The organism is Alicyclobacillus hesperidum, from assembly GCF_900107035.1.
Taxonomy (GTDB): Bacteria; Bacillota; Bacilli; order Alicyclobacillales; family Alicyclobacillaceae; genus Alicyclobacillus; species Alicyclobacillus hesperidum.
On sequence record NZ_FNOJ01000002.1, the window covers coordinates 163658 to 180721 of the forward strand.

General features: G+C 55.1%; 15 protein-coding genes. 1 reads left to right on the forward strand and 14 read right to left on the reverse strand.

Translation table 11 applies throughout. The features are described from left to right. Positions 1-57 precede the first annotated feature (57 nt). The 5 genes from BLU70_RS02000 to nadC all read right to left on the reverse strand — a co-directional run bounded on the left by BLU70_RS02000 (position 58) and on the right by nadC (position 7795). Positions 58-2172, reverse strand: a complete 2115-nt coding sequence (locus BLU70_RS02000) for a peptide ABC transporter substrate-binding protein (RefSeq protein ID WP_074691532.1) — start codon at positions 2170-2172, stop codon at positions 58-60. A 474-nt stretch (positions 2173-2646) separates the two neighbouring features. Further along, entirely contained in the window at positions 2647-4260 is a 1614-nt protein-coding gene (locus tag BLU70_RS02005; protein WP_244885077.1) for a glycoside hydrolase family 9 protein, read from the reverse strand. A gap of 189 nt (positions 4261-4449) precedes the next feature. Next, positions 4450-5409, reverse strand: a complete 960-nt coding sequence (gene nadA, locus BLU70_RS02010; protein WP_244885078.1) for a quinolinate synthase NadA — start codon at positions 5407-5409, stop codon at positions 4450-4452. Further along, positions 5400-6932 carry an L-aspartate oxidase gene (gene nadB / locus BLU70_RS02015; RefSeq protein ID WP_006447126.1) on the reverse strand — a complete coding sequence of 511 codons (1533 nt, stop codon included), beginning with the start codon at positions 6930-6932 and terminating at the stop codon, positions 5400-5402. Before nadB ends, nadA begins: the two co-directional genes overlap by 10 nt. Further along, positions 6929-7795, reverse strand: a complete 867-nt coding sequence (gene nadC, locus BLU70_RS02020) for a carboxylating nicotinate-nucleotide diphosphorylase (protein WP_074691534.1) — start codon at positions 7793-7795, stop codon at positions 6929-6931. Before nadC ends, nadB begins: the two co-directional genes overlap by 4 nt. A 192-nt stretch (positions 7796-7987) precedes the next feature. On the opposite strand from nadC, the gene BLU70_RS02025 reads away from it, so the two are divergent. Next, positions 7988-8932 carry an SPL family radical SAM protein gene (locus BLU70_RS02025; protein WP_244885079.1) on the forward strand — a complete coding sequence of 315 codons (945 nt, stop codon included), beginning with the start codon at positions 7988-7990 and terminating at the stop codon, positions 8930-8932. Positions 8933-8969: 37 nt separating this feature from the next. On the opposite strand, the gene BLU70_RS02030 is transcribed toward BLU70_RS02025, so the two are convergent. The 9 genes from BLU70_RS02030 to BLU70_RS02070 all read right to left on the reverse strand — a co-directional run bounded on the left by BLU70_RS02030 (position 8970) and on the right by BLU70_RS02070 (position 17060). Next, on the reverse strand, positions 8970-9989 hold the full coding sequence (locus BLU70_RS02030) for a ThiF family adenylyltransferase (RefSeq protein ID WP_006448295.1): 1020 nt from the start codon (positions 9987-9989) through the stop codon (positions 8970-8972). Between the two features lie 41 nt (positions 9990-10030). Beyond that, positions 10031-10828 carry a thiazole synthase gene (locus tag BLU70_RS02035; RefSeq protein WP_040290921.1) on the reverse strand — a complete coding sequence of 266 codons (798 nt, stop codon included), beginning with the start codon at positions 10826-10828 and terminating at the stop codon, positions 10031-10033. 47 nt (positions 10829-10875) lie between these two features. Further along, positions 10876-11076 (reverse strand): sulfur carrier protein ThiS, encoded by a 201-nt coding sequence (gene thiS, locus BLU70_RS02040; RefSeq protein ID WP_040290920.1) that lies wholly within the window; start codon positions 11074-11076, stop codon positions 10876-10878. A gap of 5 nt (positions 11077-11081) precedes the next feature. Continuing rightward, a complete protein-coding gene (gene thiO / locus BLU70_RS02045; protein WP_006448292.1) occupies positions 11082-12206 on the reverse strand; it encodes a glycine oxidase ThiO in 1125 nt (374 codons plus the stop codon). Further along, the gene (gene thiE, locus BLU70_RS02050) at positions 12206-12892 is read right to left on the reverse strand and encodes a thiamine phosphate synthase (RefSeq protein ID WP_040290918.1); all 687 of its coding nucleotides are present in this window, start codon (positions 12890-12892) and stop codon (positions 12206-12208) included. The genes thiO and thiE overlap by 1 nt, the downstream gene beginning before the upstream one ends. 117 nt (positions 12893-13009) lie before the next feature. Beyond that, entirely contained in the window at positions 13010-13939 is a 930-nt protein-coding gene (locus BLU70_RS02055) for a manganese-dependent inorganic pyrophosphatase (RefSeq protein ID WP_006448290.1), read from the reverse strand. A gap of 84 nt (positions 13940-14023) precedes the next feature. Further along, complete coding sequence (locus tag BLU70_RS02060) at positions 14024-15568, reverse strand: MDR family MFS transporter (RefSeq protein ID WP_074691536.1); 1545 nt, start codon at positions 15566-15568, stop codon at positions 14024-14026. A gap of 26 nt (positions 15569-15594) precedes the next feature. Beyond that, entirely contained in the window at positions 15595-16203 is a 609-nt protein-coding gene (locus tag BLU70_RS02065; RefSeq protein WP_052012441.1) for a hypothetical protein, read from the reverse strand. Between the two features lie 50 nt (positions 16204-16253). Further along, on the reverse strand, positions 16254-17060 hold the full coding sequence (locus tag BLU70_RS02070) for a bactofilin family protein (protein WP_006448287.1): 807 nt from the start codon (positions 17058-17060) through the stop codon (positions 16254-16256). Positions 17061-17064 lie beyond the last annotated feature (4 nt).

Consider the following 17064-nt stretch of genomic DNA (forward strand, 5'->3'; position numbering starts at 1 on the left):
CCGGCCTCCTTCCGAAGCGCCCGTGGGCAAAGCCCACGGGCCGTCTTTACGCCACGCTTACTTCGTGGACAGGTACTGGAATTGATAGAAGTTGCCCCATGCCCACGGGTTTGGTTGAGCACCCGTCACAGTCGAGCGCTCCAGGTAGTAGGTTTGGTTGTAGTACAAAGGAATGACCCATCCCTGCTGCATGAGCGACGTCACGAGTTTACCTGCCCAAACGGCAGCTTGAGACGATTGCATGCTGTTCTGCTCATAAGCCTGCCACATGCGCCATTCGCGCTCTTGTGCGGACTCCTGCGTATCCCAATACACCTGCAAATCAAGCGCGCCGGTATTGGTTCCACCGAGTGTCGTCGTGGCCGACTCAGGCGCAACAAACTCCCACGCAAGGACATATGCGCCATGCTTTGCGCTAGCAGTCTTCGCGGACTTCCACTGCGCGACAATCGAGTTCCACTGCTGTTGCAACGACGGAGTACCCGGCGGGCTTAGGATAGCGCGCCACTGTGCGGGTTGTTCCTTCGTCCACTTCTCAATGATAGGAATGTCCTTTTCGACTTCCTTCTGAAGTGGGATCCAGTCACTCCAGCTCACACCGGTATTCGCATTCTGCGGATTTCCGTACTTCTGGACCGAGGTGGGATCATACGGTGTGTTGTACCACGGCAGAACGTGTTGGACCTGCTGCGGCGTCCATCCATAGTCGCCCGGGAAGTAGATGCCCTGACTTGCCTGAATATCCATGTTTGCAGGTTCGAACCAGTTCACAGCACCAGCAGCGACCACAAATCCAGGTTGAATCCCCTTAAGCGGCCCTTCCCACACAAGTGCACTGTAATCGGTCTGGTTTTCCTGGATGATCTTCGTTTGAATACCTAGGTTTTGTTGCAACTCTTGAGAAATAGCTTCTGCTACGGGTACGCCTTGTTGGTTGACATCTGGTACCGGAGCATATAAGTACAACACGGGCAAACCCTTGCCGTTTGGATAACCAGCTTCCGCAAGCAGTTTCTTGGCCTGTGCCACGTTTTCAGGCAACCCAGTCTCGTACTTCTCGGCTGGCCAACCTGGGGTCGCGAACTTGTTTGTCACACCACCCATGTTGTTAAGCACGTCTTGAACAATGGGTTGGCGCTGCACCGCCATAGCTATCGCTTGACGAACCTTTGGATTGTAGTACGGCGACGAAATAGCCGAGTGATCCCATTCCAAGTACTCAATGCTATAGTCGGGCGCAGTATGCAGTTCTTTGCTGAGATTGTGCGTCTTGATATATTGGAAATCCGACGAAGAACCTACTAACGCGACATCCAATTTGCCCGCCATGAAATCTTCAACGGCAACCGTTGTACCCGGAACCAGGTTGATGACTTTCGCGTTGCCGTGGTTGACTTCACCCGGATGACCGACATATTTCGGATTCGGAACCAAGGTTATCGTGCCGTTTGGTGTAAACGATTTCACGATGTATGGACCATCGCCGACAAAGTTCTGTGGTAAATACCAATCGGTCGGATGCGCATCCACGATCTTCGGGTCAAGCGGCATGGACCCTGAGACGGCGAGTTCGCCCAAGATATAATGAGGCGTGGTCGTCGTAATCTGTAATTCATAGTTGTTTACAACCTTGATACCAACCTGACTTGCCGGTACGGCACCAGAGTGATATTGATACGCATTTTTGACATTGTTCAGAACGCTTGCCCAAAGTTGCGCCTGTGAGTTGGACGGATTCAACTGCCGCATCCAAGCGTAGTAGAAGTCCTGGGCCGTGACGGGATCGCCATTTGACCAACGCGCATCCTTACGCAAATAGATGGTCCATGTAAGCCCGTCCTTGGACAGAGAATACCCGGATGCAATCTTCGGTACAATCTGATTTTGTTGGTTGTACCCGTAGAGACCTTCGAGGATAGTACCCTGGTCTACAAGAATCTGCGCCGCCCATTGCGAAGGATCCAGCGACGAGATGCCCGGAGGTGACGGATATGTGATGGTCACCGAGCCACCCGCATTGGAAGCCGCGTGTACGAGCACCGATGCCGATCCGCCGGCGTTATTCGCCGTGTTATTTTGACCATGCACAGACGTCGCGCAACCAACGAGGCCACCGCTCGCCATGAGTACAGCTACCGGAATTTGCCATTTCCTTGTCTTTCGCTTGCCCATTGTATTCACTCCTTATCCACACCACTTGTCTTTGCTAACGCTTTCATAGACCCCCGTACTCAGTCAGGCTCCTTCTGCATCGCCAGGTCTGGCTGCTTAACCCCCCCATTCCCACTTCGTTGCCTAGGAACCAAGGTACCCAAATCGATTTGCACTAGGACAAAAAGATTCGGTTCCTACCAACAACATAAAATCGGCCCAACCCAAAATCAATAGTCCTTTTATGTGGTTATTGTCTTTGGTGAGCCCGAACGCAGCAAGCACGCATCGAATCCAAATCGATTTGTGCTTACAGATTCGTTGATGATTCAAACATAAAATTGGCGCAGGACGAAATCAATAGTCTATTTCGTCAATTATTGCTTTTCTCTTCACTCTTCTTGTCCTGGTTTGTTGAAGGTCACAAACCAGGACAAGAAGAGTCCAAAATCACAAGCTGGTGCAGGTAGGCAAAACAGGCCGTGTAACGAGCGTTCAGACACCCACAAAATGAGAAACCACAAAGACGGCTGGCGAGTTCCAGTAGACAGCCACTTCATTGGTCGAATAACTTTCTTCGTGATCGAGAAAACATCGTGCTGCAGGCTGGTTCTGCAGACGCTCGCGAGCTACTGTATCTTGCAAATTGCGATTGGGGCCGCCGGCCAACATGCCTGGCACAGGAGCCTCGACTGCATCAGCCACCGATGGACGATGGTGAGGATGAAGAAGCGGCTTTCTCCCATACCCTGAAACGTAGCACTGTTGTAAGGCATTTTCGCCCAGCATGTAATGAATAGTCTGTAAAGCTCCGTCGACGTACAGATCGGAAGGTTCCAGTGCGTATGCAATCAGCAAGTGCATGCCACGATTTAACAACACCATGTTGCTTCCCCAAATGTAATCGTGCTCCGCGAGCGGAATGCCAAATGCCGTACATGCACCAAGGCTGACCAACCTATCCGCCTCTGTCAGCCAAGCTTTGCGCAGATGTTCCCAAACCTGCGCCTGCGTAACGGCACGATCCGCCCGCAAATACGCGATTGTGCCGTAACCGCCAACGTCAGCCCAGCCTAGCTCAGTCAGGGAAAACCCTCCAGTTGCGAAGGCCTGCAAGCATGCCTGATGATAGCGATCTTCTCCCGTCGCTTGCAAAAGCGAAGCCGCTGCCCAGTAGTGTTCATCGCTCAGCTTCTTATCGCCATACTCGCCTGTGGCTACGCCATCCGGATTGTGAAACGGTTCGGCGTCATGACTCGTGCACCATTCGTAGGCCCGCGCAGCAGCGTTCAAACATCGGGTTGCAAAATCCGCATCAAACGCCCGATAGATGCGAGCCGCATGGGCAAGTGCAGCCGCGAATGTCGCAGTAGCTGCGTATGAAATAGGCGAGAGCACCAGTTCCCCACGATCGTCCTCAGGCATCGTTGACAAAGGAGGGAACCGATAAGTTGTGACCTTGTGATAGACGCCTCCCGTCTGCTCATCCTGCATACGCAACATCCATTCGAGTTCAAAGCGAACCTCACTAAGCACGTCAGGCAAGCCGGCTCCCGACTCTGGGATACCGACCGGGCTCATAAATGCCTTCGGATAGAATTCATAGGCGAGCAACAGATCCGCAACCGCTTTCGCCGCCGGCACAACGTATTTCCCGTAGTCCCCAGCGTCATGCCATCCGCCGTGACAGTCGATACGCCGCGATGGTTCGGCATACACATGTGCCTTTTCCACGTGACAAGCGGCATGCGAGAATTCGCCGGCGTGCTCAGCAGACAACTCGACGCCACAGCGCTGAAAGTAGAAAAACTTCTGTAAGCCTTTATGCAGATTGGCATACACGTCAGGATGAATGGCCAAAGAGACCGATTGTCCTATGCCCGGCACTGTGAGTTGATATGTGCCGACTTCGATGACGTCACTGATGTCGCCGATGTACACCTGCATTCCGGTTGCCTTGTCATCTCCGACTGCCTGCAATTCGCCAGCGAAAACCTCGCTACCATCCGCCCGGAAGACGGCAAACGAACCTCCGCAACCGCTTACATAGAAACGTTTCCGATCCTGTGGACGATAGCCCAACTGGTTTATATGTATTGCTGCTTGCATAGTCGCCTCCATATCGCCCATTCGCCGTAAGCTTATTTTGGTGATTCCTTCGCTATCATACACGTGATAGCAAGCAAAGGAAATATATGAATGCATACTTGCACATTCACAAAGGGCGCAACCGCACCCAAACCAGGTTTGCAGTCCCGCCCTTGCGAAACACCACGCTTTGTTTCCGAGCTATCTGCCTTAGCCGATTTCGACCATGCGCTCGAGGGCAATGCGCGCCCGCTGCGCCGTTTCCACAGGCACCGAAATGATCGTGCGCATCTCGACGAGAGACGCAAGCACCTTTTCCAAAGTGATCATTTTCATGAACGGACAAATGGCCTTGCGATTGGCCGGAATGAACCGTTTATGCGGATTCTGTCGTTCCATTTGATGCAGGATTCCCACTTCTGTGGCCACGATGAACTCGTCCTGCCCTGACGTTTTCGCTCGCTCCAACATGCCGCTTGTCGATAGCACATGTGTGCGATCCGCCGGCAATTGCCCTTCTGCGAGTAGATACATATTGGAAGTTGAACACCCGCATTCTGGGTGGATCAAAAGTTCAGCCTGCGGATGCGCAGCCAAGGTATCGGCGATATCTGCCGGAGCGATGCCCGCATGGACGTGGCACTCACCGAGCCAAATATGCATGTTCTCGCGCCCTGTCATCCGCTTGACGTACGAACCGAGAAACATGTCTGGGCAAAAAAGCACTTCTTTGTCAGTAGGAATGCTGCGTACAACGTCGACTGCGTTAGCCGATGTGCAACAGTAGTCGCTTTCTGCCTTCACTTCCGCAGATGTGTTGACATACGAGACAACCACCGCACCCGGGTGCTCCGCTTTCCATGCCCGCAATTGATCAGCCGTGATCGAATCGGCCAAGGAACAGCCAGCCTCTGCATCTGGCAGGAGTACCGTTTTATCTGGATTTAAAATAGCCGCGGTCTCCGCCATGAAGTGGACGCCACAGAGGACAATCACATCTGCCGATGTCTTTGCGGCAGCACGCGCCAATGCCAGCGAATCGCCGAGCACGTCAGCGACGTCCTGCACCTCGGGCAGCTCGTAGTTATGAGCAAGGATCAGCGCGTTGCGCTTCTCTTTCCAAACGCGGATTTGTTCCAACAACGTACCTTGTTCGACTGTCATCGCCATCCGTATACCGTCTCCTCACTTCGAATGGTTGTACTTCTCGACTTCGCAATCTCGCTGCTATGCGCAAAGGCGAGCTTTGGCATGGGGTAATCCGACCGAAAGTGGGCACCGCGGCTTTCCTCGCGTGCCATGGCCAGTTGCGAAATCAACCATGCCACGCACGCAACTGCCGATTGCGGCCGCTGCCTAGCGAGATCGAGCAATGTATGGTGTGCTGCCAACAATCCGGTACCCGTTCGCTCGATCCCGACGCCATTCCACATTGCCTGCTGCACTTGTGACAAGACCGCCTCCGATTCGACGGCACAAATCCGCGATTCGACATCGGCCTCGGGCAATCTCGGCGCGCATGGCGCATCGCGCATGGCTTCCGCGAACAATTTCGCCATGACGACGCACTCCAAAAGCGAATTGCTCGCTAGGCGATTCGCGCCATGAACCCCGGTACACGCAACTTCTCCCAAGGCAAACAGGCCGGGAACCGAGGTCTCGCCGTTCATTCGTGCGATCACGCCACCCATCATGAAGTGCGCTGCGGGCGTGACAGGGATCGGCGACGTGATCGGATCAATCCCGATTTCCGAAAGCCGACGCGAAATGTTTGGAAACCGCTGGTCAAAATGAGAAACGCCCGTCGCATCGAGAAAGACGGGGCCCCTTTCGCGCTGTGCACGATAAATTTCTCGTGCCACGACGTCGCGCGTTCGCAGATTGTCGCTGCGGTTCGCGAAGAGCGGTTTGCCGCACGCATCGACAAGTTGTGCGCCCGCCCCACGCACCGCCTCGGAGATGAGCAATGCGTCGCGGCTTCCATCGTTGACTACAGTCGGATGAAACTGTATAAATTCGAGATTACCTAGAACCGCTCCTGCGTGATACGCCAAAGCCAATCCTTCACCTATCGCCCCGGGTGGATTGGATGAATATGGATACAACCGTCCAGCTCCTCCGGTTGCCAGAACAACGGCTTTGCGAGCCCGCCAAAACGTCGTCTCGCCATCGCAGTTGGCGACAACGCCAATGGCCCTACCGCTAACGTCCTTCACCACGGCCTCGACGAAACTGCCTGTGCTCATTCGCACACGTCCGTTCTCCGCCAAAGCGCCTGCGAGCGACTGTACGACCACGCGTCCTGTAGCGTCGCCATCGGCATGGACGATCCGCGAACGACCATGCCCGCCCTCTAAACCAAGGCGCAGTTGACCTTTGCTATCGCGATCGAAGGAAACGCCTGTGCCCACCAACCATGAGATGGCCTGCGGCGCCAGATCCGTCAACGTTCGCACGGCAGCGGGATCAGACAAGCCTGCCCCTGCAGCCAAGGTGTCTTCCATATGCCAAGCCGCGCGATCGGCCGGGTGAACACTGGCCGCAATGCCACCTTGCGCAAAATATGAATTGGTGCCTGCGATTCCCGTCTTGCTTAACACGACGACATCGCTGTGTTCCGCGGCCGCCAATGCTGCCGCCATGCCAGCAAGCCCAGCACCGATGATGACGATGTCCGCCGTGTCCTGATTCATGGCTGATCCCCCACTCGCAAAGCCGTGAACGGCTCGATGTCGAGGCCCACATCAATGCTTCGTGCCGCGTGCGTCAAAGCACCCATCGAAATGTAATCCACCCCTGTCGCCGCGACTTCTGGCAAACGCGATAACGTCATGTTGCCAGATGCCTCGAGTGTCACCCGCCCTTCCGACATGGCAACGGCCTGTGCAAGCTGGCTCGTCGACATGTTGTCTAGGAGAATCATATCGGGCTCAGCTGCCAGAGCCTCTACCAACTGCTCCAAGGTATCGACCTCGACTTCGATTTTCTGTGCAACGCCCGCATGCGCACGCGCGCGCTCAATAGCCACGCGTACACCACCGGCCATTGCGATGTGGTTGTCCTTGATCAAAACCATATCGTCCAAGCCATGGCGGTGATTGCAGCCGCCGCCAACCGCCACCGCGTATTTCTCAATGCTGCGCCATCCGGGTGTCGTCTTGCGCGTGTCGAGCAACCGAGTCTTCGTTCCGGCGATCAGATTTGCGGCATCGCGCGTCTTTGTCGCAATCCCGGTCAGCCGTGCCAAGAAGTTCAAGGCTGTCCGCTCTGCGGTCAAAATGGAACATGCCTTGCCAACAATCTCACAAACCGCCTGCCGATCCGCCAGGTCATCCCCATCGTGAGCCAAGTACGTAAATTGCAATGCGGGATCGACCGTGTGGAATACGCGTTTAGCGAGTGGCAAGCCTGCAATGCGACTGGGCTCCTTCACCCACACGACAGCACGGGCCTGTAGCGCCGGATCCACTGTGTACATCGTGGTGCAATCGCCTCGCCCGATGTCCTCGGCCAACGCCAAGCGAATGAGCTGTTCTGTATGAAAGTCGATCTGCAACGCTGCAGCCTCCCCATCTTCACAGTTACGAGTGTCTGACTCTTTACTAGGTGTATATACAGTAGCATACACAGATTGGTTTTGCACTATGGAACCATTTGGATTTTAAGAAGATCGGTTGACAATCTCTATACATCGTGTAAGCTTCTATTCAGAACATATGTTCGCTTTTGTGCGGAAGGGTGTTACGCCGTGTTGGAGGCTCCGCAATACGTTGACATCGCGGTGAAACAGGCGGTTCATCGGGTGCAAGCACCTAGTATGCCATTCGCGTGGTCGCTTAATCCATATCGAGGATGTTCGCATGGTTGCGCATTTTGCTATGCGCGGTCCACGCACAGCTTCCTTGGATTTGCCGCCGATGATACATTTCGCAAACACGTCATGGTCAAAGCGGCTATACCAGAAGCTTTGGAGCGGCAACTTGAGACGAAATTGCGGGCCTGTGGTGGCAATCTTGAACGTCTGTCTACATCGTTTGGCACACTGGCCATCGGCACCGCAACAGACCCTTATCAATCCATTGAAGCGAAGCGGGAAATCACGAGAAGTTGTCTGGAGGTACTTGCAAAATACCAAATTCGGACGACCATCACTACGAGATCGCCTTTGATTCTACGAGATGTCGATATTTTGAAACGAATGCGGTTGGAATCCGTTCAATTGAGCATTCATACGCTGGATGGAGACATTTGGAGGGCATTCGAACCAGCGACACCCGCCCCCAAAACAAGGCTTGCCACCGTGCGCAAGCTTGCAGAACACAAGCTGCCGGTTGGCGTTTTCCTCGCCCCCATCTTGCCTTATATCAGTGACGACGAGGCTCAAATGCATAGCGTGATCGAGGAGGCTGTCGCACACGGAGCACACTTTGTGATGCCTTCCATACTGCGCCTGGCGCCGGAAGTCAAACCTTGGTTCTTCGACGTCCTCCGCCATACGTACCCGCACCTGCTGGAGCAGTACGAAAAGTTGTACAAGACGCCATACGCACCACCGTGGTACCGGCGCCAGATCATCGCCAAGGCTACTGCCATGGTGCGCAGTTTGGGCGCAAACATCGAACCTCTACCATCGACGCAATCGGTCGCCAGGACATGTGAGCCGCAAAGTCGGCAACTTACGTTGCCGATTTGAAGTCGCGCTTTATGAAAATGGATGTTTTTGTCGGAATTCACATGCCTATGTATTGAGCATACAGACTGCGGGCCCGGGCAGGATCGTCCGTGCCATGAACCAAGGCGCGGCCGTCTGGAAACACGCTAATGGCAATCTCACCCTGCTGCCAACGGAGCAAGTGTTCATTCACACGCACTTCGCCAAGCGCCCGCAGGCGATCGGCGAGTCGGTCAAGTGACAATGGGCGGCTGGTGGTTGGACGCACCTGAACAGTCTGCCTGCCACATAGCGAAACGGTCAACGCGCCTCTACTGCCCGCCAACGCTTGAAACTCTCGATTTACGCAACACGGACACTGTAGGCTGGGCTCTCCGAGGGCGGTTTGATGAAACTCATTCTGCCACACGTCGACCTGGAAGATGGCGTCGCTCAGCGCGTCCAGATTGCCTGTCAAATACTTAAGGATCTCGGCGACCTGATAGGACGCGACCATCGCCACCACGGGTGCAATGACGCCCACCGTTTCGCATGTGTCGTGTCCACCCCCGGCATCTGGCCCGAGCAAACAAACAAAACAAGGCGTTTGCCCAGGCCGGAAAAACGCCGCCGTGCCATGCGAACTGACGGCTCCCGCGTACGCCCAAGGCAGGCCGTGTTTAACAGCAACGTCGTTCAACAGGTATCTCACCTGAAAATTGTCCGATCCATCCACAATTACGTCGACATCGGCCAACAGTGACTCGGCGTTCCCGGCATGGACATCATCGACCACCGGCTCGACCGTGATATCGCTGTTTGCGGAACGCAGAGCCTCCGCCGCGGCAATCGCCTTCGGTCGCCCCGCCCTAGCGTCTGCCTCCGTGTACAGCGACTGCCGTTGCAAATTGGACGGCTCGATAACATCGCGATCGATCACGCGCACATAGCCGATCCCCGCCCGCGCCAATTGGGCTGCTGACACAGTGCCAAGCGCACCCATGCCGACAATTGCGATGCGAGCGGCGCGCAACCGTTCCTGTCCCACGCCCCCGATGGGACGAAATCGAATTTGCCGCGAATACCGTTCGTCGTTCATACCGTGCCCCCTTTGTCAACCTAGTGAGTTTATCCTTTCTTTCACGATTGCACGGCTGTAGCATCAGCTCCGATTCGTCCGACCTCTGGGCTACTCGGTGATGCAACGGCGGAACGTGGAATCCTGCCGGCCTGCCGCGCTAGCCAGCCCGCCTCCACAGCCATCGCCATAGCGCGCGCCATGGCGATTGGATCGCCAGCCTTTGCAATGGCCGTATTCACCAATACGGCATCTGCACCCGTTTCCATGGCAAGTGCCGCATCCGACGGGGCACCGATGCCCGCGTCGACGACGACCGGGACGCGCCTTGCGACTACATCCACGATTCGCGCAATACGCTCGAGACTTTGGAGTCCTTGCCCGGTGCCAATGGCGGAAGCAAAAGGCATGATGGTGGCACAGCCCACATCCAGCAGGCGACGTGCCACTGTGTGATCGTCTGTCGTGTACGGCAGGACCACGAACCCCTCCTTTACCAGTTGTTCCGCCGCCTCCACCGTTGCAATCGGATCAGGCAGTAGGGTACCGTCATTCGGGATGACCTCGAGCTTCACCCAGTTCGACAACCCGGCAGCGCGCGCTAAGCGCGCCGTGCGAATGGCCTCTTCGGCGGTGTGGCAGCCCGCCGTATTAGGAAGAAGCGTATATTGATGCAAATCGATATAGGACAGTATGGACTCCTCGCGGGCATCCAAGTTGACACGCCGCACTGCAACCGTGACAATTTCGGCACCGGAAGCCATAAGTGCCTCCCGCATCTGTGGCAATGATGCATACTTTCCTGTGCCCACCATCAATCGTGATCGAAACGACTTGCCTGCAATCGTCAGCTGGTCCATCGTCGATATGCCTCCTTTGTTTATGTTAATCATGTCAAGCGTCTTGCTTAGCCCCCACCGACAAAGCGCACCACTTCGAGCACGTCACCTTCTACGAGCACGGTTTGTGCGAATGCGCCGCGATCGAGCACCTGTTGATTATGTTCGACGGCTACGCGCTCCTCCGCTAGATTCAACTGCATGAGCAGTCCGTCGACCGTGATCCCAGTTGGCACGTCTATCAACCGGCCATTGACAATCACTTGCACGCGAATCACCTCCCTATTTGCACGGTCTGTGCAGCATGAAACGGCTGCCAGCGCTCTGGCCAGCCCCGGCCTGTGGCAGCCGCTGCCACCATCTGCGCCGTAACGGCTGAGAGTAAAATGCCATTGCGAAAGTGACCAATGGCAATCATGAGTCCCGGCAGCCCTGGCAACTCGCCGATGCGTGGTTCACCGTCGGGCGAACCGGGGCGCAATCCGGTCCAACTCTGCAGAAATTCCGCATGGCTCAATCCTGGTGCGATCTCGCGCAAGGCTTCGCTCAATGCCGAGATGCCTCCAATCGTGACATCGCGGTTGAAACCCGCGTCACGCTCCTCGGTTGCTCCGACAACAACTGTGCCATCTCGTTTTGGAACAAGGTACGTGCCGCCGACGTAGACCGTACGCCGCAAGGAGACCCCAAACGGCGGGCGGATCGACAGCATTTGCCCTTTCACCGGTTGAATCTCCCAGGTATAGCCCAAGGGTCGCAGCAACGAGGAAGACCAGGCACCAGCCGTAAGCAGTACCTTGTCTGCATGGAAACGATCCGTTGCGGTTGTCACCACAAAGGTTCCACCAGTCTCGGGTGAAATGGCCGATACAGGGGATCCCTCGCGCACGTCACAGCTCATGCCAACCGCTTTGGCCAACGCTTTTACCAGGCGTGGCGCGCTTACATTGCCGTCGTCCGGCAAGAATAATCCTCCGTACACAGGGCGAATGACCGGCTCTGCTGCTTGAACCTCCGATGCGTCCATCCACACAGCCGAATCACCTGCCTGCCTCTGCCAATACGCTCGTTCGTGAAGTAACGTCGCGTCCGCCTCTGTGTACGCGAGTTGCAAAATCCCGTTTTGGACGAGTTGTGCATCAATGCCCGTGAACTCCAGTAACTCTGCGACATAAGTAGGATACAAGGCGCGGCTCTCGCGACAGAGTTCATAAAACGACCCTGCGCGATGCGCTTCCAGTTGTGCACCGAGCATGCCTGCTGCGGCACTGGACGCCTCACCACCCAAACGCCCTTTGTCGACGACGAGCACTTTCATGCCGGCCTGGGCTAGACGCCAAGCACTCGCCATGCCAATGGCACCGCCCCCCACGACAACCACATCGTAGCCAGCGGTCATCACCTATCCCCCCTACCAATCGTCATCGTTGGGAAAGCAACCTTTGGCTCTGCGTTCGCATCCTCCATCGCCTCTTTCAGCCGCGCCGCCGCGTCGCGAGGACTGTCGGCGGACAGTACCGCACCAATCACTGCGATCCCGCTACACCCAGTCGCCAGCACATCGCGAACGTTGTGCGTATCGATGCCACCGATAGCAATAACCGGTATCGAAACAGTCTCTACTACGTGCGCCAACGCGCGCAGTCCCTGTGGTGGAAGCCCAGGATGAGATGCACTCGGGAAGATGTGGCCAAACGTGACATAGTCCGCACCCGCGCGTTCCGCCGCAACGGCCTCAGCAACGGCATGGACAGAGCACCCTACGAAAAAGGAAAGGTTGAGCCGCTCGCGAACATCATGCACGATTGTCACAGGAAGCGACTTAGCTGCCAAATGCACACCATCCAGATCCGCCGCGATCGCGATATCGACACGGTCATTGACAAACAGTTGCGGATGGCAATCCCTGTCGGCTAATGCCGCACGCAGCTCTCGAACCAGATCATACGTGACGGAAGCGGGTGCTTTTTTATCCCGCACCTGCAGCACGTCCGCACCACCCGCGGCCGCCTCGGCAAGCGCCGGAACCAATGGAACCGCTCCGTTGCGGGTTCTGTCACTTAACACGTGTAAAACAGCCGCCATATTGTCACCTCGACAAAAAAGCCGTACCCAAAGAAACGGGTACGGCAGGTTTCCACTTTAAACCTCACAAACGCATCCTGAAGCCAAATCTATGCAATTGCCAAAAACGTCATACCATCATTTCGAAAGGACGTCAGTCAGTACCGGTACAATTTGTTTCTTGCGCGAAACGACACCCTTCAAAAGCGCTTGATGATCGACCAATGTCACGCCATAGGCCTGTTCGACCGCATTGGCTGCCTTGCCGAGCGCGATGCCCACCGAATCGTTATTCAAAATGTCGGTGACGACGAAGAAGAACAGATCCAGTCCCTTTTCCGCAATCACGTTCTCCAAGGCCGCTTCCAACTCTGCTTTGCGCGAAAGGACGTCGTTCACGTCGACCGCGTTGACTTGCGCGATCTCAACCTTGTAGCTACCCATCTGAAATTCTTTCGCGTCGAGTGAAATAAGTTCTGCGATAGTTTTCTGACTGAGGTCCGCACCTGCCTTAAGCATCTGCAGCCCATACTCTTCCAGATGCACACCAGCCTTGGCTGCTAATTCCCGCGCTGCAGTGACATCTTGCTCCGTGCAGGTAGGCGACTTAAGCAACAACGTATCGGAGACGATGGCGGAAAGCATCAGACCCGCCATCTCCTTGGGCACGTCGACCCCGTGCTCTTTATACAACTTGTTCAGGATGGTCGCCGTGCAACCAACCGGTTCCGCACGATAATATAGTGGGTTGGCCGTCTCAAAGTTGGCGATCCGGTGGTGGTCAATCACTTCGGCGACCTCCACCTGTTCAATATCTGCAGCGCTCTGTTGACGCTCGTTGTGATCGACCAAGATCACCTGCTTGACCTCGTTGGCGACAGTCTCGACGAAACGCGGCGCAGCGACGCCGAAATGATCCAGGACGAACTGCGTCTCTGGGTTGGGATTGCCTAGTCGCACCGCCTCGACGTCCTCGCCCAGTTGCGCCTTTAAATGTGCATAGACAATTGCCGACGTAATGGCGTCCGTATCTGGATTTTTATGACCAAAAACGAGCATCTTTGCCATACCTCAATACCCCTTCACGTTATGTAGTAAGCACTAACGTAGAGTATATCAGTTTTAAGCCTATCTCTGCATTATCAATGACCATTAACCATTCGGTTCGGGCTTTGCGGCCACACTTTCGGTATACGAGGAATTCGCCCCTTGAAATCGAGATTTCCCCATCCAAAGGATGGCCAGCATGGTCACCCCAGCCGGAATCAGGTCCCAAAGAAATGTGGTATGCAGGGACGCATTCATCGCATGGGCTAGCTTCTCGACAACAGGACCGGGAATCTGACTTCTTGTCGCAGGCGTGAGGATAGCCCTCGGGTCCATGCCTTGAAAACGACTGGAATACATACCCACAGCATGAAAGGCAGTGGCCACTTCCCGTTGAAACGCATGCTTTTGCACCACGCCATAGATGACGATGCCAACCGCCATGCCCAACTCGCGCACAAACGCGTTCGTCGAACTAGCAGCACCGCGATTCCGGGCATCAAAGTCGCCCATTGCAGCCATACCAATCACCGAGAAAAACGGCCCGATGCCAAAGCCCACCATCAACATCTCGAGCAACAACTGCCAAGTTGGCGTTGCGGCGTCCAAGCGGCTGAGAAGGTAGATACCTGCACAGAAAAGCACACAAAACGGCCACAAGACATTTCGATACGTTGTCCGTCCCGCAAGTTGCCCGGCAAACGGCGCCGTAAACGAAGACCCGAGCATCATCGGCAACAACTCTAGCCCAGCTGTCATCGCCGATCCGCCGCGAACCCCTTGGATATAGATAGGAACGTAGACAACCGCGACAATGTAGGCACTGCCACTTAAGATGCCAACCACGTTGCTACTCGCAAAAGCCCGTTTGCGGAACATGTGAAAAGAAACGACCGGTTCGCGAGCTCGCCGCTCATTGACGAGGAAAACAGCAAACAGAAGTATCGCCACGACAAACCCACCGATGATTTCGGGCGAGTTCCACGGATACTCCGCACCGCCAAATTCGAGAGCAAACATAAAGGCCGCGACTGCCGGCACAAGCGTGATGATGCCCAACCAGTCAATCACCTGCTTGCCATGTCGCTTCGACTCGTGATAACCCAAGGTGACAAGTACAAAGGAGACAATTCCAATCGGCACGTTGATATAAAAGACCCACCGCCAGCTCATGTGTTCCGTGATATAGGCGCCCAACAATGGACCAAAAATGCTGGCAATGCCGAACACCGCTCCGAACATCCCGGAAAATCTGCCCGATTGCTCCGGTGGGACGATGTCGAAAATGATGGTAAACGCGATCGGCATCAATGCACCACCGCCAACCCCTTGAATAGCGCGGTACAACGCCAGTTGATCCATGTTCTGAGCAGTGCCGCAAAGAATGGAACCGAGCAGAAAGGCAATCAATCCAAATGCAAAAAAACGCTTGCGCCCGTACATATCAGAAAGCTTTCCGAAAATCGGCATACCTGACATCTCGGTCAACATATACGCAGCTGTAATCCAGACGATTTTGTCCAAGCCACCAAGATGGGCGACAATGTTTCCGGTCGCGGTGGCCACAATTGTATTGTCCATGGCCGAAACGAAAATGCCGAGCAGAAGTCCCGCGATCACAAGGCACAGGCGCGATCGCTCACTGTTCATGCAAAACTCTCCCTTCACATCGACACCTACGATCCACGCTGCTCACAAGATGCCACGTGCGCCCGAGGATGACATGCATACTCCGTTTTATACTCGATCTTGTCGATGTCGCACCCAAGGCCGATGCGGATTCTGTCTCCGCGTACGATATGCGCCTTCGTGTATGTCAACATCACGTCGTCTCCCTCAATCACGTCCGCCGTCAGCACGTGCCGCATACGTCCAAAAAACGGTTTTTTCAGAGAAACGCGCAGCGAGCCACAGCCAATCTCCCGAACGTGACAAGGCCCGTACAGACGCACATCGATGGTTCCTGCATTTAATAAGCCATCGATGGAAAACGCGCCGCGCGACAAAAACTGCTCCACTTCGCAGTCGCCGTGAACGGTCAATTCCCCCATGACGCGAACACGCTGGCCACGCAATTGGCCACCAACATCCATTTGCCCCATGATGTTGGCGAATCCCACCTGCACATTGGCGTGCGTTTGAAACATCCCCATGACGCGCAACGATTGGCACTCCATATCGCCGGTCGAAACAGCTTCGCCCATCACGCTAATATGGTTATACGATCCGCCGGTTATGGTGGAACTACCCATGACGCGCCAATTTTTTACCGGTTCGGCCTGCATCGCAATCACATCCTGTATTCATCTTTCGCGGGACACATGGTCGCCTACACTTACAATTGCACGATCTCGCCGACCCTCGCACCGTGTTGCCGCTTGAATTCCTCGCGATATTCAACTCGTTCCACATAAACGCCATGACCAACTGTAATCCGATTGCCGCGAATTCGTTTGGCGACGACATTCTCCACATAAATATGGTCGCCCTCGATCATATCGACCACCAATTTATGTCGACGTGCAAAAAAGCCATGCCCCCGCTCGATGCGCAAATCCGTACAACCAATTTCCTGTACTCCAGATTTAGCATGCAGACGAATATAAATCTTTTCCGCGTTGATAAGTCCTGAACTGTGCAACTGTCCTCGACACAAAAATTCCTCAGCTTCACACAAGCCGCCTAAACGAAGCACACCATTACAGTCGATGCGTTCCGCCCGTACATCCTTTGTCAACTGAGCGACTCCGCGCACCTCAATCTCGCGCGCAACACATCCCGCCCCAACGTGCGTGCGTCCGTGTATGTGGATGACTTCTGCGTGAACCCCATTTTGCAGCCGAGAAGATCCATGCATGCGAAGCGTCTTCTGCACGTGACAAAGGCCACTTATGTGCATAGATCCATGGATGTCGGCCGAACCAGCCGCAACATCGCCGAAAACGTCCGCCTTTCCATGAAACGCAGCCGTTTCGGTTCGGAGATTGCCATGCACTCGAACAACGCCGTGCGCTACACATTGCTCGCACACTAAGTCGCCGTCAATGGTGCTTAGACCCTCAAGGTGTACCATTCGATAGATACCACCCATAGCCGATCCATTGCCGGACAAATGGAGATCATGAGCCGCCTCTGTTTGCATGCTG